Raw genomic sequence first — 18,035 nt, forward strand, 5'->3', positions numbered from 1 at the left:
TGAAGTAGGCGTAACGGTATAAGTTGCAGTCTGTGTTGAATTGGTAGGGTTATTCAGGGTACCGGAAATGCTGTTAGCTCCACTACCTGCAGCTCCACCGGTGATTCCCCCTGTTACGGATGGAGCCGACCAGGAATAGGTGGTTCCTGCCGGAACGACTCCATTGGTACCGTTGGCAGGGGTTAAGGAGAAAGAGTCCCCGCTACAAACAGTTGCTGTCATATTTGTGACAGCAATATTTGGAGTAACGGTTCCGTTAAATGTAAAGTCTAGAATAGAAAAAGTACGAGAAGAATTATTAGCACCCCAAGCATATAGTCTAAAAGTGATTGGAGTTGAAATGTTTTGAAAGGCTGCACCACTTAAATTGATGGTTGTTCCATCCCAAGTAGGAGTTCCTATAGGGGTGGTAAATCCATCTAAGCTAGACCGAAATTCAAAGTTATTTATAGAATTATGACCTCTAGTCGCAGTGTAAATAAAACTAGTTAAATTAACTAGTCTACAAGAATTAGGTGAAATTGTCCACTCAAAATAATTGTTCAAATTCAAAACTCCAGTATCCCAGCCAGACGCCATATATTCATCAATCGCGTTTTGTCCAGTTATTCCGGTCCCGCGACCAATACCAGAAACTGTAATTCCTGAATTAACAGTTTGTCCAGCTGTATATGGATTACTAGTATTGGGATTTGTACCTGTAATTGGGTTTGTAAAAATACTTTGCCCATACGCATCCAACCCGACAAAAATCAGAATAGCTAAAAATAAAGATGTAAGTAGATTTCTTCTCATACTCATCTCCAGATTAAAATGTTTTTTAAATCAATAAAAATGCATTTCAAATATACTGGTTTTTTTCTTATTTTCAAGAATGGAAATAAAAGTTCATTAAAATAAATTGTTGATAATCAGTTATTAGTATATCTCATCCCTGAGTAGAATGAGAAAGCTCCAGATGTTAGAAAATTTCTAGTGCATATTTGAGTAGATAAAATACATTTTTAGGCAGGTGAACAAATTATATTCTTTTTTATAGGGTAAAACTTCTTAAAAATATATTTTTTAACTAATTAAACAAAATAAAATATGTTTTTTTCAAACCTTTTAAGTAGTGTTTCTGATTTCTCGTTTTTTCATTAAAAAAATATTCGACTATGGACTCAAAAAAGCCGGATAGAGTTTGAAAATGACTGTGTCGAAATTTAGTACTGCATTGAGTAGGTGAGGTAAAGTAAATTCAAATTTCGCTCTTCAACTAATTGGAGAAGTGCACACAAGGAATTAGAAGGGTTAAATTAAAGCAATTCAAGAGAGTACTTAGCGAAATCAAAGTATCTAACTTCTTGGTAATAATAGCTTTGGTTGTTGTTTTTACGGATTTTCGGTGAAAAGGACATTACTTCCTCAACACCTTAAACTGCTGATTTTTATCAGCCCAGCTTAAATCAATTAAATAAAGCCCTGCTGGCTGATCGTTAAAATAGCTTTTAACTACCTCCTGCACCTCTAAGATATTTTTTAAAAATAAAGAGGTTCCAAATCCTTTGGAGTTGCTGATCCTTAGGATGATTTGTTCCTCCTTCCAACCTTGTGGCTCTCTCCATTCAATGTTAACCTCTTCCTGTATCAGAGAAGGATTAGGATACAGAACCCAAGGATTTTTTCCAGGAATTGCATCTATTTGTACAGCCTTTACAGGGCTATAACTGAAGGATCCATCGAAATCAATTTGCTTAAGTCTATAAAAAATATTTCCGGCGGATACTGGAAGATTCCAGTCTACGAATTCATATTTTACTTCTCCATCTGAATATCCTTGACCTGAAACAGATCCAACAGATGACCATTCTTGGATGGAATTAAATGATCTTTCAATTTCGAAGTGAGAGTTTTCCCACTCTTTCTGGGTTGACCAGCTCAATTTTGCAAATCGCTCATTATTGTTAATTGATAAGTCAAATTTTGCAAACTCTACAGGCAGTACCCTACTTCCTAAAATTTCACAGATATTTTTTGTGTTACTAGTCCATCTAATATTCCCAGATTGGAAACCGGAAGGAGGTGTTGTTCCATCACAAAGCTCATTCCCCGTCCAACCATTAATATCTAATCCTAATGAGCCGATCTGAATATCAGCGTTTCTAAAATCCAATATTGAGGTGTTATCAGCAAGAGTTATCAACACATTATTGAAACTTATATCATCCCTATTTCCAGGGCTAGGATTAGTGAAATTACTGTCAAAAATGATACGCGCACCCGGTTCGAGACAAATAGCGACATTCTCAAGCTCTGTGTAGTAAGCGAGGTTTAATGTTGCTGATGATTTTACCGTGATGCATCCATTTTCGATTCTAAAGGCAACGCTTTGATTATTGTTGGACCTTCCAAGTTCTAACGTAACTCCAGCTTCTAAAATCAAACCAGCCAATTGCTCGCTAGAACCACCTCCTACTTGCCACAAATAAGAGCCCGCATTTGGAAACCTTGCTATATTATTGCTACCGGGGACTCCTGAAGGATTCCAACTTGCAGTATTATAGGCATTGTTACCATTATTTACATTTCCATTTACAGGCAGCCTAGTATAACTTTTGACGCTAATTGAACCTGAGTTGGGGCATGACGCACATTGACCCATGGCTATTTGGTTAACAAATACCATTAGTATCAATACCAGACCGATATTAATGCAATAATTACCTTTCAAAGTGTCAAGTGTTAGGGTGTGTTGAGTGATTAGGACAAAATAACTGCCAAAATTGTTTTGTCAATTTGATAAAAAGCAAAAAAATGATATTCAACTTCAAATAATATGGTTTGGATACAGTTTTTTAAATGATGCAAAATAAAAAACCATCCCTCAATCAATAAGGGATGGTTTCGAATTTTTCCAGATTTTGGAATCTTAATCTTTTATTTGGAATGATTAGCCATTCATACTGATCAAAAACTCAGCATTGTCACGGGTACCTTTCATTCGCTGAAGCAGGAATTCCATAGACTCCTGAGAGGTCATATCGCTCATCAGTTTTCTCAAAATCCAAACTCGTTGCATTTCTTCTCTATCCATTAATAAGTCCTCTCGTCTCGTGCCTGAGCTTAGTACATCAATGGCCGGATAAATTCTTCGATTGGCAAGCTTGCGATCCAAGGCCAGCTCCATATTACCGGTACCTTTGAATTCCTCAAATATTACCTCATCCATCTTAGAACCTGTCTCCACCAAGGCGGTCGCGATGATAGTCAAAGAACCTCCGTTCTCAACATTTCTCGCCGCACCAAAGAATCTCTTTGGTTTGTGCAATGCATTCGCATCCACACCACCGGACAGGATCTTTCCTGAACTTGGTACTACTGTGTTATGTGCTCTGGCTAATCTGGTGATTGAATCCAATAGAATTACCACATCGTGTCCAACCTCCACCATTCTTTTAGCTTTTTCCAAAACGATATTGGATACTTTCACGTGCCTGTCTGCGGTCTCATCAAATGTGGAGGAAATTACTTCAGCACGCACAGATCTAGCCATGTCAGTAACTTCTTCAGGGCGCTCATCGATCAAAAGGATCATCAAATGAACTTCGGGGTGATTCTGTGTAATGGCATTGGCGATTTGCTGCAATAGAACCGTTTTACCAGTCTTTGGCTGGGCCACAATCATTCCTCTTTGGCCTTTCCCAATTGGAGCAAACAAGTCCAAAATCCGAGTCGAATAGCCATCTGATTTAGTTGATAGGTTTAATCTCTCTTCAGGGAAAAGGGGAGTGAGGTATTCAAAAGGAATCCTGTCTCTGATTTCGTCAGTAGTCTTCCCATTTACTGTTCCTATTTTTAGCAAGGCAAAATATTTTTCACCTTCCTTAGGGGGTCTGATGGACCCTTTGATATGGTCCCCTGTTTTGAGACCAAAAAGTTTAACCTGACTTGGAGAAACATAAATATCATCAGGTGATGCGAGGTAGTTATAATCTAGGGATCTCAGGAATCCGTATCCTTCCTGCATCATTTCTAAAACTCCTTCGTTTTCGATTACTCCATCAAATTCTCTAGGACTTACGAAAGGTTTTTTTCTATTGCTAGAAACTGTTTCAGCTGCCGGAGCCATTACCTCATCCTGAGATTTGAAGTTTTTTCTTTTAGGAAGTTCAACTTCAGCCTCCGGTTTAGGATCCCTTTGCTTGGATTCTTGTGCTTTTGGCCTTTCTTCAGTTTCTGCGTCTTCGGAGACATTTACTTCTTCAAAAACCTTTCTTCTTGGACGAAAAGTCTTGTTTTCTTTTTCCTCAACAGGCTTGTCCTGAGATTCTTTCTTTTCAGCTTTTACAGGCTCTGCTTCCTTTTTAGGTCTAGGCTCTGGATTGTGTTTTGGCTTTTCAGCTTTTTCAACCTTTTTTGATTCTTCTTCCGCCTGAATTTCAGTTACGTTCTGTCTTCTAAACTTAGGCTTGAATTCAGGTTCTTCTTTGCTTTCAGGTTTTCCAGACTTTTTTTCTTCTGGTTGGGAAGCTGCAGGCTCTTGAGCTTCTGCGAGGGAGGGCTTTTTCTTAGGGAGGGCTTGCTCTGGGGTGATTGCTTGTTGATCCAAAATGGCGTAGACTAATTCGTCTTTTTTGAGTGATTTGTGGTTTTTGACACCTAACTCTTCAGCGATCTCCTTCAGTTCAGATAAAAGCCTGATTCTGAGTTCTTCTATGTTGTACATAAAGAGAGTATGAAATAAATAATTTGTGGTAAAATGCGAATATGGAATCGTGGATGATTTTCTGAGCAAAAAAGGTCTGCAGGAAAAACTCAAGTCAAAGTGGGCTGACTTGCTCATTCACGGTGATAGCACAATATTAAGCCTTCCAAATTGAATTCGCAAATTTTTGGCAATACAAGAAGAAATAAATAAGGTCTTTTTGATCAAGCCATCAGTTGCCTAAGGATAGCCATTGATTTCCAGGGACTTGAATTATCGAGTTGCTCGCTGAAAAAATTGAGCAAATAGTCTAATAATTTTCTCCTGATCTGGATTCCTGCCTTAAAATCACATAGAAAACCTTCCTCAATCAACTTTTCCAAATATTCATGGACTAAGGGTAACTCTTCTGGACTGAAGGGAAGGGTTCTGCTTTCTTCTAAATAATCTGATGCTATTTCCGGACCGAAACCCAGATAGTTGGCTTCTTGAATTAAAAAAACCAGCGGGAAGTGCTTGATATCAATATTTTTTTGGTCCAGCTGTTTCAAGCTACTTTTTAAAAAGTCAAAGAGCCACTCGTTTTGATAGTTTTCATAGAGAGTCTTGGAACAAACCTCCGCCATAAACATCAAAATGCCGGAACGCACGAAGTCAAAAGGGATTAGCTGATAGGCATAATCTATTTTCGCCTCTGATATTCTTTGTAAACCAGCTCCTTCTTTTTCATATACAACCAAATCTAAAAGGGTCATGGGTTGATATAATGCTGCTTTGGATTTGGCACCCTGGGTTCTTACTCCATTAATAATATAGGATTTAAGACCTAATTCACGGCTGAAGATTCTAACAATAATGCTGCTTTCCTTGTAGCGAATGGCACTCAATACAACTCCCTTTGTCTTCTTCAGCATTTTGCTTTTTATTTTTTATCCTCAAAAAAGCACTTTCTGCATCTCGCCTCGTAACTGTCTTTTTCGCCTAACATTACTTTTTGCCTGGCATCTGAAAGGCGCAAAGAGAAGGCTGCTAAGTCGCCACATTTCATACAGATGGCGTGAACTTTCGTGACATACTCAGCCACCGCCATCAACTTGGGCATAGGCTCAAAAGGCAAACCTTCAAAATCCATATCCAAGCCCGCTAAAATTACTCTTTTCCCCTGATTGGCTAATTTTTGTGCCACTGCCACAATCTGATCATCAAAAAATTGAACTTCATCTATCCCTACCACATCACAATTCCCACTGAGTAAAAGAATATCTTCTGCAAAATTTACCGGAGTGGAACGTATGCTGTTCTCATTATGAGAAACCACATCCTCTTCATGATATCGTTTATCAATACCAGGCTTAAAAATCTCAACTTTTTGTCTTGCTATTTTTGCTCTGTTTAATCGTCGGATCAATTCTTCGGTCTTTCCCGAAAACATGGACCCACAAATTACTTCTATTTGACCTTTTTTCTCAGGGTTGTTTTTTCTGCCTATGGAAGGTTCTATGAACATGCCTACTCGCTATATTCTACGTGAGGAAACTTATTGATTTCAGCTACTTTAATTCGCAGCTCACCTTTTTTTAAAATGGATTGGCAAGATAATCGTTCGTTAGCTCTTAATCGGTTTTGTTTACGATAAAAAAGTTCTCGTTCATTCGGATCGTTAAGATTTTCCATTCCGGACAAGACTATCATTTTACAACTGGTACATCTTCCCTTTTTCCCACAGGCATGCATCCAGTCAATATTATTTTCATGAATTAATTCAATAACTTTACGATCACTTGCCTCGGAATTAATTTTACGATTAAATAGATTTTCTATGACTATTCTGGGCATTTCTTCGTTGACTTTTGTAAACGCTATCCTCAATGACAGTTCAAATTAACAGCAATTATTTAGAAAAATATGCCGAAGAGTACGCCGCAATAGTTTGTGAGCGGTATTATTCGGGCAAACAGTTTATCACAGGCCAGGATATTATTCAGTTAACCAGCTCCATTCAGGTTAACTTTTTCGTGATCAAAAGGCTATTTGAGCTTTGGCAGGAAGAATTAAATAAGCTCAAGAGTAACCCCTATTTTGATTACAGAGATATCAGTGTTCATGAAGCTTTGACTCAATTTATGAATGTGCTTTCCAGAAGAATTAAAGTGGAAAAGGGTCATCTTCAGCCACTGGTGAAGCATGCTTTAATGCAGTCAGTTCAGGTTGCTACAGATCCTGTATCATTTTATCAAAAGGAAATAGACAAAGCACCTTCAGGCAAAATCAATGAATACTTAAAAGAGAACAAGAAGTATTACAAGTGGAATACTCAGGTAATTTCTTTTTTGATTGATAAAGCGGGATTCGGTCATGATGAGTCTGCTTACAAAAGAGCAATTGCTGCAAATTATCAGGTGATTTCTGAAAATTTGGAATCAGTTAATTTATTGATTGCGACTCTGGGAGATGTTAAGGCTTTTGACCTCGACGCCTATCTGATACAAAATGACACACCAGCTAGTTTGGAAAAAGAACCCGAGCAAGAGGTGTCAAATAAAGAAGAGAGGTCATTTTTTGATGAAGTAGAGAAAGATACCTCACCGTCTCCAGAAATTCCAGTCAAAACAGAAATCAAAGAAGAAACTAAAGCGGTTGTCACTATGGAAAGACCAAAACCGTCTAGCACTTCCTCTTCCATCAGTGCATCAGAATTGAAGCATAGATTCTCAGCAGAAACTTACAGAGGGATGAAAGGTGTGATCGGTGAATTGTCTGAAGGATTGGCAATCAATCAGCGCTTTATGTTTACCAAGGAATTGTTTGACGGGAATGCAGACCTCTTGAGCCATGCCTTGAAATCTATAGACAACTGCAATTCTTTTGATCAGGCGATTGAATTGATCAATCAGCGGTATGTCGGTGAATTGGGTTGGGAAGGCTCCAGCGAAGAAGTTCAGGAGTTTCTCCAGCTAGTTTACAGAAGGTTTCTGGATTAAAAATTGATCAATTGATTCTTCCAAGCTGTTGCGCTCTGGAAGAATCAAGCTTGATAAAAATAAACAGCAATACAGTAAAAGACCAAAGAGAAGAACCACCATAGCTAAAGAAAGGCAATGGGATTCCCACTACCGGAAAAAGCCCGATTGTCATAGCAATATTGATCATAAAGTGAAATAGCAGGATAGAAATCACTGAGTATCCGTAGATTCTTGAGAATCTTGTTTTTTGGCGCTCTGCCATGACTACCAGGCGGTAGAGTAGGGCAAGAAAGAGTAAAATCACCACTAAGCTTCCAATCCATCCAAACTCTTCTCCCAGAGTACAGAAGATAAAGTCAGTATGTTGTTCTGGAACGAAGTCAAATTTGGTTTGGGTTCCTTGCAAATACCCTTTTCCCCATAGTCCTCCTGATCCAATAGCAATTTTGGACTGAGTTACATTCCATCCTACACCTAAAGGATCCAAATCAGGGTTGAACAGAACCATTATCCGGTTTTGCTGGTGCTCCGGAAGCTTGGACACAACGAAGTCGATACTGTAACTATAGGCAATTGCTCCAAGGCCAATTAAGGAAAAAGCGACAATTCTCTGCCAGGATTTTTTCCCCAATAAAATCAAAAAGATTACGAGGGCGGTAATTCCGAATACGATATAAATGTTCTCTTTTATTCCCAGAGAAAGTAGACTCAAAGCAATAAATCCCAAGCCTAAAATATAGTAGCGCTGGGGGAGTCCCTCTCTATAAAACATGATTAGAAAGGAAAAGTAAACCATCGCAGTACCTGTATCCGGTTGTAAAAGGATTAAAAGCACAGGGAGCAACAGCACTCCAAAAGCCACCATTTGGTTTTTTGTCTTGGATAAATCAAAAGTGGGGCGCTCCATAATTTTTGCTAAAGCGAGCGCAGTAGCAAATTTTGCAAATTCCCCAGGTTGAATTCTAAATGATCCAAACCCTATGGACAGAGTTTGTCCATTCACTTCTTTCCCAAAAAATGGAGTGACTATCAAAATCCCTATGAAAATGAGGTAAATGATGATGGATAGGTTTTCAAAGAGCCGATGATCTGCCACCATAATCACCGTGATCAATACAATGGCAGTAAAAATCCAAACCAACTGCATCCCGGAGTTAATGGAGAAATCGAAAATGCTTTTCTCAGCCTGTCCATCATACACCGCTGCATAGATATTGAACCAACCAATCATTACTAAAGCAAAGTATAGTAATACGGTCACCCAATCGACTCGGTTGATATGGATATCAGACTCCCTCATTTAATAAATAAAATTTCCAGCCAGTACATATTCCTGCAGTGCAGGTCTGCTGATTTCTCCTTTGATATATTTTTCTATCATCAAGGAAGCTGTACTCGCAGCCGCTCTACCTCCCCAGCCAGCATTTTCCACATAAACTGCGATGGCAATTTTAGGATCATCTTTGGGAGCAAAAGCCACGAAAACCGAGTGATCTTCACCATGAGGATTTTGAGCTGTTCCGGTTTTTCCGGCAATCACCAAATCTTTGATCACGGCTCTATTGGCTGTTCCATAAAGCGCCTCTGCCATTGCATCCTGAATCAAATCGAAATGTCTGGCATCAACTCCCACTTCATTTTTGTATCTATATTGGGCAGGAATCTTAGATGGATCTCCGTCTACTGCTTTGATTAAGTGAGGAGTGTAATAGTATCCCTTGTTTGCAAAAATCGCTGCCAAATTGGCCATCTGCAAAGGAGTTACCAGCATCTCTCCCTGTCCAATGGATAAGGAATAAATGGTGGAATATTTCCAGCGACCTTCTCCGTAAATGCGATTGTATAATTTACTGGACGGAATATCTCCCCCTTTTTCACCGACAATATCTACTCCCAATGCGGATCCAAGACCGAATTTTAGCACCTTGTCCCTCCAGTCATTTAGGCCAATTTCTGTGTCTTTAAAGGTATTGCTGGAAACCTCTCTATTGATGATTTTTCGGAATGCCTGATGATAATAAGGATTACAGGAGTTTCGAATCGCTCCGAATAAATTCACAGGCGATGGGTGATTGTGACAGGCTACCAGAGATCTGTTGCAGGCAAAGGTTGTTTCGGGCACAAGGATACCATCCTGCAATCCGATCAGGCTTTGTACTATTTTGAAAATTGAACCCGGTGGATACATCGCCATAATCGGGCGATTGAACAGAGGCTTTGTCTCTAATCGGTTAAGCCTGGTATAGGTTTTTCCAAAATCCGATCCTGTCAATTGGTTGGGATCATAAAAAGGGGCTGAAATCATAGCCAAGATTTCTCCAGTCTTTGGTTCGATAGCAACCACAGAACCAGTTTTACCCTGCATGAGCATTTCACCATAAAGCTGAAGCTCCCGGTCAATTGTGGAGGTTAGATTGATTCCTGCTACGGAAGCGGTATCGTATTCACCATCTTTGAAGGGGCCCTTATCGATACCTCTTACATTGACCATTTTGTATTTCACTCCTTTGACTCCCCGGAGCTCTTTTTCATAATAGCGCTCAATTCCGCTTAAGCCAACATAATCACCTTGAGAGTAATATTTTAAGGTATCACGCTCGAGTTGCCCGGCACTGATTTCTCCAATATATCCCAAAGCGTGTGCAGCAATGGGTTCTGGATAAGACCTGACAGATCGGGTCATGATGAACAACCCTGGATAATCGATCAAAAAGTCCTGAATCTTGGCAAAGTCTGTAGTAGAAATCTGCTTAATCATGGGGGAGGGTTTCACCCATGAATATTTCCTGGCTGCATTATACGATTCTATCAAATGCTCTTTAGTAATTCCAAAAAGCTCTAAAAATCGGGTGGTATCTTTAACTTGAAATTCCTTGGGTACGACCATCAAGTCGAATATGGGATTATTATAAACCAATAATTTCCCGTTTCGATCATAAATTAAACCTCTGTAAGGATGGTCTACGACACGCTGAATAGCATTCCGTTCAGCCTTTTTCATAAAGCTGTCATCCACCACCTGAATCATGAATAGTTTTGTCAATAAAACTGCACCAATCAGGAAAATGAAGATAAGAATAACTACAGGTCTCTGATCATTCATTAAATACCCCTCCTTTTTTTAAAAAAAAGCAACTGTACAAGTATAGCCAAAAGGAAAGTTAAAGTCGAGGAAAAGAAGCTTTTGTTCAATACTCCGAAAAATCCTCCCGTACCCCATTGATCGATTGAGAAAAAGATCAACGAAAAGAAAAAAATCATAGGTACAGCATAGGTAAAATACCAACCCATACCCATTTCTTTTAGAGTGGGTTCATTACTGTCATCATAGCCTCCCGTGGGGCTGATTACCTTCAGCCAATACGGCCTGATAAATCCTATGAATGTAGCTGAAGCTGCATGTATACCCATTGTATCATAGAACATGTCAATAAACAATCCAATTCCAAAACTTAACAGAATTAAAGGAATGTGGCCAATGGAAACCGGAAGGGAAAGGATAATTAACAGGTACAGAAAGCATAGAGCTACTCCAAACAGAGCCAGGTTTTTAAGCAGAAAAATCTGCACGGCGACTAATATTAGTCCCATCAGGAAAAAAGAAATGAAGGTTCTAATATTCATTGCGGATCTCTGCTTGTTGATATAAGGAGTCTAATTCCCCAATCTGAGTATTTTCTACCAGATACACATAATTGATTCTGCTAAAGTCAGCACTCAGTGCAATCAAGATATCCAGATAGTTTTGCTCTTTTCCAGGGTTAATCTCTTTGATGGTTCCAATTTGTATTCCGCTAGGAAAGATGGAATTGAAACCAGAAGTAATAATTGTATCCCCTACACTTGCCTTTACGTGTCTAGGTACATAGAGCAATTTTGCCTCGTCCGGATTTTTGCCGTCCCAATTCACCGAACCAAAAACGTCATTAGACTTGATTTTGGAGGATATCAATAAGCCGGTATTCAATAAGGAAATCCCCACGGAATAATTTTTCGAAACAGTTTTGACTCTTCCCACGACACCATCCTGATTAAAGATTCCCATTCCTGGCTTTATTCCGTCTTTCTCCCCCTTATTTAAAGTGATATGATTTTGAGCAAAACGAAGAGTTTGACTAATGACTCTGGCGCTCTTGAATTTGAAACTTGCCTCAAAGGCAGAATCAAGTTCAAAGGTCACGCTGTCAGACGCAGGGTTGATCCGAGTCAGCTTTTCCAGCAACGCAGCGTTTTGTTCTGTCAGTTCCTTATTTGCTTCAGCCAAAGTGAAAAAATCCACAACATCGGACTGGGTTTTTAATACGGAACCTGTCAGAGCTGTTGATGAATTAAAGAAAGCTGCACCCTGGGGGGAATTATTGGAGACAATCATCCAGACTGCCACCACTTCCAGCAAAACAAAAAGAAGAAAAGACCTGAGACTATAAAGGAATTGGAGGATGCGTAGCATTCAGGTTTTAGGTCATCAATACGGTTCTGAAATTCTGTACATTTTTCAATGCAGTGCCCGTTCCTCTTACAACAGCTCTAAGTGGGTCTTCTGCAATGTGAATTGGAAGTTTGGTTTTCTGATGTAATCGCTTATCCAAACCTTTTAAAAGTGCTCCACCACCTGTCAGGTGAATACCGTTATCATAAATATCAGCGGATAGTTCCGGTGGTGCAATTTCCAAAGCTTTGAGAACAGCCTCTTCGATCTTTGAAACAGATTTGTCCAAAGCAAAAGCAATCTCTGAGTAGGAAACCTTAATAACCTTAGGGATACCTGTCATTAAATCTCTCCCTCTGATTTCATAGTCTTCGGGAGCATCATCCAATTCGGTCAAGGCAGACCCGATGGCAATTTTTACCTTCTCAGCAGACCTCTCACCGATCAATAAATTGTGCTGACGTCTCATGTAATCCAAGATGTCTTTAGTAAATGTATCACCCGCCACACGGATGGACTGGTCGGCTACAATTCCCGATAAAGCAATCAAAGCAATTTCTGTGGTTCCCCCTCCGATATCTACAATCATAGAGCCCATTGGCTTTTCGATATCAATGCCGATACCAATTGCAGCTGCAATTGGCTCAAAAATCATATAGACCTCCTTAGCACCTGCATGCTCAGCCGAGTCACGAACGGCCCTTTTTTCAACTTCAGTAATTCCGGAAGGAATACAGATCACCATGCGATGAGATTGAGGAAACATTCCCTTTTTCTGACCGGGAATCATTTTGATCAAACCTCGGATCATCTGCTCTGCAGCGTAGAAATCAGCAATTACTCCATCTTTTAAAGGACGGATTGTTTTAATATTTTCATGGGTTTTCTCATGCATGTTCATGGCTTCGCGACCAACAGCGAGCACCCGGTTGTTGGTCTTGTCGATTGCGATGATAGACGGTTCGTCGACCACGATTTTGTCCTTGTGTATGATCAGGGTATTTGCAGTACCTAGGTCAATGGCTATATCGCTTGAGAAAAAATCAAATAATCCCATTTTGTATGATTGGCTTTTTGAAATTGAGGTTTATGGTTTAATATAACATGAATCGATGCATATTAAACGAGGGTCGGCAAAATTATTATGTTCATCCCATAAAATGCAGTGATTCCCGATATTTTTTGAATTTAAATTTAAGAAATCTCTTGAAGGCAAGTTAATTAATCTTTTAGCAATCAATCCTTTTTGGAAAAGACTCCATTACATTTAATTCATTCGCTTGATTTTTAGTGCTAATTGTTTTTCGAATAAAATTATTTTACCTTTGTGCCGTATTCGAAAGTTTCTGGAGGGGACACCATGTCCCCTCTTTCATTATGCATACTATGTCGGATTTAAAAGGAACATTAGCACAAATCGTTGAGAAGCATCTTCCAGATGAAAGCCACTTCCTTGTGGACTTAAGTTTGGGGCAAAAGGGTAATCAAAGTACCCTCAATATCCTCATTGATGCAGATCAGGGGGTGACTATTGAGGCTTGTGCCAAGGTAAGCCGGGCGGTTTCAGATGAAATTGAATCGCAGAATTTGATAGAGGATGCATATAGAATAGAAGTTTCTTCACCTGGAGTGGATTTCCCATTGACCGGCAAGAGACAATATATGAAAAATGTCGGAAGAACACTGAAAGTTTTATTGGTGTCAGGTCAGGAAGTAAAAGGAAAATTGAAGGAAGCTGACGATGCCAACATCACCATGTTGGTGAGCAAAAAAGAAAAAGGAAAAAAAGCCCAGGAAGAGGAAGTGAGCCTCTCCTATGAAGACATAAAAAAATCAGTTGTACAAGTATCTTTTAAATAAATAAAATGGATGCCAAAGTCTTAATAGAATCCTTCGCTGAATTTGCGAGATCTAAAAATGTGGATCGACCAACCATGATCCGTATTCTGGAAGATGTTTTCAGAGCCATGATTCGCAAGAAGTTTGAAACTGATGAGAACTTCGATGTGACAATCAATGCGGACAAGGGAGACTTGGAGATTTTCCGTATTCGGGAAATAGTGGATGATAACTCTGAGGATATCTGGGATTTTGATAAAATCAGCTTGACAGATGCCCGTAAGATCGAACCTGATTTTGAGATCGGTGAAGAGGTATATGAAAAAATCGAATTGGAAGAGTTTGGAAGAAGAGCGGTACAGATGGCTCGTCAGACCCTGATCCAAAGAATCAAAGATTTGGAGAAAGATATCCTTTTCAATAAATACGAAGAGCAGGTTGGAGAAATCGTTTCTGCTGAAGTATACCAAATCTTAGGTCGTGAAGTATTGTTGATGGACGGTGAAGGAAATGAATTGATATTACCTAAAGGAGAACAAATTCCGAAGGATAGATTTAGAAAAGGGGATACCGTAAAGGCAATCGTCCACAAAGTGGATATGATGAACGGAAATCCAAAAATTATCCTTTCCAGAACATCTCCGGTTTTCTTGGAAAGACTTTTTGAGAACGAAGTTCCTGAAGTCTATGATGGCTTGATCACCATCGTAAAAATCGTGAGAGAACCAGGGGAAAGAGCGAAAGTTGCGGTTGAATCCTACGATGATAGAATTGACCCAGTTGGAGCATGTGTTGGTATGAAAGGTTCCAGAATCCATGCAGTAGTGCGTGAGCTTCAGAACGAAAATATCGATGTGATCAATTTCACAGACAACTTGGACTTGTATGTTTCAAGAGCATTGAGTCCAGCCAAAGTTTCATCCTTGACGGTCAATGAAGAGACTAAGAGAATTTCTGTTTTCTTGAAGCCAGACCAAGTGTCTTTGGCAATTGGTAAAGGAGGATATAACATCAAGTTGGCCAGCCGTTTGGTAGGTTACGAAATTGATGTGTTCCGTGAGTTGAACGAAAATGAGGAGGAAGATGTAGACCTAGCAGAATTCGATGATGAAATCGAAGCTTGGATCATCGATGAGTTGAAGAAAACCGGTTTGGATACGGCCAAGAGTGTTTTGGCACTGAATAAAGAAGATTTGTTGAGAAGAACCGAGCTGGAAGAAGGAACAATTGACGAAATATTCAGAATTCTCCGACAAGAATTTGAACAGTAATGGGTTAAATGCCCAAATAATTACCCAATTTTAAATAAGATTTCGAAAGAGGTTTTTGCTTATGTCAGAAGAAAAAATGATGCGATTAGGCCAAATAGCCAGAAAACTCAACGTGGGTACGGCAACCATCGTCGAGACACTGGCCAAAAAAGGCTTTGATGTGCAGGACAATCCGAATTCTAAAATCAACATGGAGCAGGTAGATATGTTGACCAAGGAATTCAAGTCCTCAGCACTTGAAAAGGAAGAGGCTTCCCACCTCTCGATAGGGAAAAGGCATGAAACAGTCTCCCTTGAGACTGAAACCAAGCCAGAGCCAGCTCCGGAACCAACTCCGGAACCTGCGCCAAAACCTGCGCCTGCACCTGAGGCGAAGAAAGAAGAGCCAAAACCTGCTCCGGCTCCAAGTCCAGAACCTGAAAAAGTTGCTCCTGAAGCTCCAAAGCTTGAGGGTATCAAAGTTCTAGGAAAAATTGATTTAAATAAGAAGCCGAATCCGGCTCCAAAACCTGCGGCACCTGCGAAGGCTCCTGAAGTAAAAGCATCACCAAAACCTGAGGCCAGAAAAGAGCCTCAAGCGCCGAAGACAGAAGCAAAACCAGCTCCTAAACCGCAACATCAGCAAAAGCCGAAAGAAACTCCTCCTCAACCTAGAGTTGAGAAAAAGGATCAAAAGGAGGTTCAAAAACCAGCTCCGAGTGAATTGATTTCAGCAAAAGCGGATTCTCTGAAGGGATTAACTGTTTTGGGCAAAATCGAATTGCCGGTTGAAAAATCCAAGAAAAAAGGTGGTCCTGTAGCCTCCTCTGATGAAAGAGCCAGAGATAAGAAGCGTCCAAGAAAACGCATTGATAAAAGTGGTGGAAATAGAAATCAGGGGAATAACCAAGGAAATAGAAACCAAGGTCAAAGGGGAGGTCAAAAAGGAGGACAGCAAGGTAGAACCCAAAAAGCTGAACCTACCCAAAAGGAAATCCAAGATCAAATCAAACAAACTCTTGCTAGACTTCAGGGTAAAAGCTCAGGAGGCAAAAAGAGCCGAAGAGATAAGAAAGCAGAACGTGATCGTGAGGTTGATGTAGAAAACGAAGAAACCAAAATCCTAAAGGTTACTGAATTTATTTCAGCTAATGACCTTGCAGCATTGATGGATTTGTCTGTGAATCAGATTATCTCTGCTTGTATGTCCTTAGGAATGTTCGTTTCTATCAATCAGCGACTAGATGCTGAAGCAATTACCATTATTGCTGATGAATTTGGATACGATGTAGAGTTTACCAAATCTATTGAGGACGAAATTGAAGTAGAAGAGGAAGATTCTGAGGAGGATTTGGTAGAAAGAGCTCCAATTGTCACTATCATGGGTCACGTTGACCATGGTAAAACATCCTTGTTGGATTATATCCGAATGTCAAAAGTAACTGCGGATGAAGCAGGAGGAATTACACAGCACATTGGTGCATATGATGTAATGACCAAAACAGGGCATAAAATTGCCTTCTTGGATACTCCGGGTCACGAAGCATTTACCGCAATGAGAGCGAGAGGTGCCAAAATCACTGACGTTGCAATTATTGTAATCGCAGCTGATGATAGTATCATGCCTCAGACCAAAGAAGCTATCAACCACGCACAGGTTGCTGGCGTTCCAATGATTTTTGCAATCAACAAAGTGGATAAGCCTAATGCGAATCCGAATAAAATCAAGGAAGAACTTGCCAATATGAATCTATTGGTAGAAGAATGGGGTGGTAAATACCAATCCCAAGACATCTCTGCCAAAACAGGTCAAGGTGTAGACGAACTCCTTGAAAAAGTTTTACTAGAGGCTGAAATTCTTGAATTGAAAGCTAATCCTGATAAAAATGCAGTTGGTACAGTGATAGAAGCATCCTTGGATAAAGGCCGAGGTTATGTAGCTACTATGATGATTCAGGCTGGTACTCTTAAAGTTGGAGACGTCATGCTTGCTGGTCAACATTATGGTCGTGTGAAGGCTATGTTTGACCACAAGGGGAAGAAGATGAAAGAAGCTGGACCATCAACTCCTGTACAGGTATTGGGTCTAAGTGGCGCTCCTCAAGCTGGTGATACAGTGAAAGTATACGATTCTGAGAGAGAAGCACGAGAAATTGCCAACTCAAGAGAACAGATACAAAGAGAGCAAAGCTTAAGAACCAAAAAGCATATTACGTTGGATGAAATCGGTCGTCGTTTGGCAATTGGTTCATTCAAAGAATTGAACATCATCATCAAAGGTGACGTGGATGGTTCTGTAGAAGCACTTTCGGATTCCTTGTTGAAACTATCCAAAGAGGAAGTAAAAGTATCCATTATTCATAAAGGTGTAGGACAGATTTCCGAATCCGATGTCTTATTGGCTTCTGCTTCAGATGCGATTATCATCGGTTTCCAGGTAAGACCTTCTTCCAATGCCAAAAAATTGGCAGAGCAAGAGGAAATCGAAATCCGTCACTACTCCATCATCTACGATGCAATCAATCAGATCAAGGATGCGATCGAAGGTATGCTTGAGCCTGAGTTTGAAGAGGTGATCACGGGTAATATCCAAGTGAGAGAAGTCTTCAAAATCTCTAAAGTCGGAACGGTTGCAGGTTCTTACGTAACAGATGGATACATTACCAGAAAAAATAAGATCCGTGTGATCCGAGACGGTATTGTAATTCATGAAGGTGAAATCGATCAATTGAAGCGATTCAAAGACGATGTAGCTGAGGTAAAAGCTGGTTACGAATGCGGTATTTCCATCAAAAACTTCAATAATATCGAAGTAGATGATACCATTGAAGGTTATGAGATGAGAGAAATCAAAAGAAAGAAATAAG

15 protein-coding genes are annotated in these 18,035 nt (G+C 39.9%); 4 read left to right on the forward strand and 11 right to left on the reverse strand.

Features of this window, described 5'->3' with window-relative positions:
• From FL972_RS19405 to FL972_RS07670, 6 genes are all read right to left on the reverse strand, one after another.
• The coding region (locus FL972_RS19405; protein WP_186300057.1) for a PKD-like domain-containing protein at window positions 1–795 on the reverse strand (795 nt) is incomplete at its 3' end.
• A 604-nt stretch (window positions 796–1,399) separates the two neighbouring features.
• Window positions 1,400–2,644, reverse strand: a complete 1,245-nt coding sequence (locus FL972_RS07650; RefSeq protein WP_144604485.1) for a hypothetical protein — start codon at window positions 2,642–2,644, stop codon at window positions 1,400–1,402.
• Window positions 2,645–2,932: 288 nt separating this feature from the next.
• Window positions 2,933–4,708 carry a transcription termination factor Rho gene (gene rho, locus FL972_RS07655; protein ID WP_144604487.1) on the reverse strand — a complete coding sequence of 592 codons (1,776 nt, stop codon included), beginning with the start codon at window positions 4,706–4,708 and terminating at the stop codon, window positions 2,933–2,935.
• A 203-nt stretch (window positions 4,709–4,911) separates the two neighbouring features.
• Complete coding sequence (gene recO / locus FL972_RS07660) at window positions 4,912–5,601, reverse strand: DNA repair protein RecO (RefSeq protein ID WP_144604489.1); 690 nt, start codon at window positions 5,599–5,601, stop codon at window positions 4,912–4,914.
• Window positions 5,602–5,609: 8 nt separating this feature from the next.
• Window positions 5,610–6,194, reverse strand: a complete 585-nt coding sequence (locus tag FL972_RS07665) for a thymidine kinase (RefSeq protein WP_144604491.1) — start codon at window positions 6,192–6,194, stop codon at window positions 5,610–5,612.
• Window positions 6,195–6,196: 2 nt separating this feature from the next.
• Window positions 6,197–6,523, reverse strand: a complete 327-nt coding sequence (locus FL972_RS07670; RefSeq protein ID WP_144604492.1) for a 2Fe-2S iron-sulfur cluster-binding protein — start codon at window positions 6,521–6,523, stop codon at window positions 6,197–6,199.
• A 32-nt stretch (window positions 6,524–6,555) separates the two neighbouring features.
• Here FL972_RS07670 and FL972_RS07675 point away from each other — a divergent pair, with 32 nt between their 5' ends.
• Window positions 6,556–7,668, forward strand: coding sequence for a hypothetical protein (locus tag FL972_RS07675; RefSeq protein WP_144604494.1), 1,113 nt, complete (start codon window positions 6,556–6,558; stop codon window positions 7,666–7,668).
• 7 nt (window positions 7,669–7,675) lie between these two features.
• Here the strand turns inward: FL972_RS07675 and rodA are convergent, their stop codons facing one another.
• Genes rodA through FL972_RS07700 form a run of 5 tightly spaced genes read right to left on the reverse strand, consistent with a single transcriptional unit; the run spans window position 7,676 to window position 13,136 of the window.
• Entirely contained in the window at window positions 7,676–8,950 is a 1,275-nt protein-coding gene (gene rodA / locus FL972_RS07680) for a rod shape-determining protein RodA (RefSeq protein ID WP_144604496.1), read from the reverse strand.
• Window positions 8,951–10,753, reverse strand: coding sequence for a peptidoglycan D,D-transpeptidase FtsI family protein (locus FL972_RS07685; RefSeq protein WP_144604498.1), 1,803 nt, complete (start codon window positions 10,751–10,753; stop codon window positions 8,951–8,953).
• Window positions 10,753–11,241, reverse strand: coding sequence for a rod shape-determining protein MreD (locus FL972_RS07690; protein ID WP_250161315.1), 489 nt, complete (start codon window positions 11,239–11,241; stop codon window positions 10,753–10,755). Before FL972_RS07690 ends, FL972_RS07685 begins: the two co-directional genes overlap by 1 nt.
• A 22-nt stretch (window positions 11,242–11,263) precedes the next feature.
• Window positions 11,264–12,100: a rod shape-determining protein MreC gene (gene mreC / locus FL972_RS07695; protein ID WP_144604502.1), complete on the reverse strand. Its 837-nt coding sequence runs from the start codon at window positions 12,098–12,100 to the stop codon at window positions 11,264–11,266.
• A 7-nt stretch (window positions 12,101–12,107) separates the two neighbouring features.
• Window positions 12,108–13,136 (reverse strand): rod shape-determining protein, encoded by a 1,029-nt coding sequence (locus FL972_RS07700; protein ID WP_091652077.1) that lies wholly within the window; start codon window positions 13,134–13,136, stop codon window positions 12,108–12,110.
• Window positions 13,137–13,465: 329 nt separating this feature from the next.
• Here FL972_RS07700 and FL972_RS07705 point away from each other — a divergent pair, with 329 nt between their 5' ends.
• The 3 genes from FL972_RS07705 to infB all read left to right on the forward strand — a co-directional run bounded on the left by FL972_RS07705 (window position 13,466) and on the right by infB (window position 18,034).
• Window positions 13,466–13,939, forward strand: a complete 474-nt coding sequence (locus tag FL972_RS07705; protein ID WP_144604504.1) for a ribosome maturation factor RimP — start codon at window positions 13,466–13,468, stop codon at window positions 13,937–13,939.
• Window positions 13,940–13,944: 5 nt separating this feature from the next.
• Window positions 13,945–15,189 carry a transcription termination factor NusA gene (nusA, locus tag FL972_RS07710; RefSeq protein WP_091652081.1) on the forward strand — a complete coding sequence of 415 codons (1,245 nt, stop codon included), beginning with the start codon at window positions 13,945–13,947 and terminating at the stop codon, window positions 15,187–15,189.
• A 61-nt stretch (window positions 15,190–15,250) separates the two neighbouring features.
• Window positions 15,251–18,034 (forward strand): translation initiation factor IF-2, encoded by a 2,784-nt coding sequence (infB, locus tag FL972_RS07715; protein WP_144604506.1) that lies wholly within the window; start codon window positions 15,251–15,253, stop codon window positions 18,032–18,034.
• Window position 18,035: the final 1 nt, after the last annotated feature.

The sequence above is a fragment of the Algoriphagus algorifonticola genome, assembly GCF_007655305.1.
GTDB lineage: Bacteria > Bacteroidota > Bacteroidia > Cytophagales > Cyclobacteriaceae > Algoriphagus > Algoriphagus algorifonticola.

What these genes read in the sequence shown, in the direction of transcription:
- FL972_RS07650 (WP_144604485.1), bottom strand. Translation starts at nt 2,644, where the DNA reads ATGGGTCAATGTGCGTCATGCCCCAACTCAGGTTCAATTAGCGTCAAA.
- rho (WP_144604487.1), bottom strand. Translation starts at nt 4,708, where the DNA reads ATGTACAACATAGAAGAACTCAGAATCAGGCTTTTATCTGAACTGAAG.
- recO (WP_144604489.1), bottom strand. Translation starts at nt 5,601, where the DNA reads ATGCTGAAGAAGACAAAGGGAGTTGTATTGAGTGCCATTCGCTACAAG.
- FL972_RS07665 (WP_144604491.1), bottom strand. Translation starts at nt 6,194, where the DNA reads ATGTTCATAGAACCTTCCATAGGCAGAAAAAACAACCCTGAGAAAAAA.
- FL972_RS07670 (WP_144604492.1), bottom strand. Translation starts at nt 6,523, where the DNA reads ATGCCCAGAATAGTCATAGAAAATCTATTTAATCGTAAAATTAATTCC.
- FL972_RS07675 (WP_144604494.1), top strand. Translation starts at nt 6,556, where the DNA reads ATGACAGTTCAAATTAACAGCAATTATTTAGAAAAATATGCCGAAGAG.
- rodA (WP_144604496.1), bottom strand. Translation starts at nt 8,950, where the DNA reads ATGAGGGAGTCTGATATCCATATCAACCGAGTCGATTGGGTGACCGTA.
- FL972_RS07685 (WP_144604498.1), bottom strand. Translation starts at nt 10,753, where the DNA reads ATGAATGATCAGAGACCTGTAGTTATTCTTATCTTCATTTTCCTGATT.
- FL972_RS07690 (WP_250161315.1), bottom strand. Translation starts at nt 11,241, where the DNA reads ATGGGACTAATATTAGTCGCCGTGCAGATTTTTCTGCTTAAAAACCTG.
- mreC (WP_144604502.1), bottom strand. Translation starts at nt 12,100, where the DNA reads ATGCTACGCATCCTCCAATTCCTTTATAGTCTCAGGTCTTTTCTTCTT.
- FL972_RS07700 (WP_091652077.1), bottom strand. Translation starts at nt 13,136, where the DNA reads ATGGGATTATTTGATTTTTTCTCAAGCGATATAGCCATTGACCTAGGT.
- FL972_RS07705 (WP_144604504.1), top strand. Translation starts at nt 13,466, where the DNA reads ATGTCGGATTTAAAAGGAACATTAGCACAAATCGTTGAGAAGCATCTT.
- nusA (WP_091652081.1), top strand. Translation starts at nt 13,945, where the DNA reads ATGGATGCCAAAGTCTTAATAGAATCCTTCGCTGAATTTGCGAGATCT.
- infB (WP_144604506.1), top strand. Translation starts at nt 15,251, where the DNA reads ATGTCAGAAGAAAAAATGATGCGATTAGGCCAAATAGCCAGAAAACTC.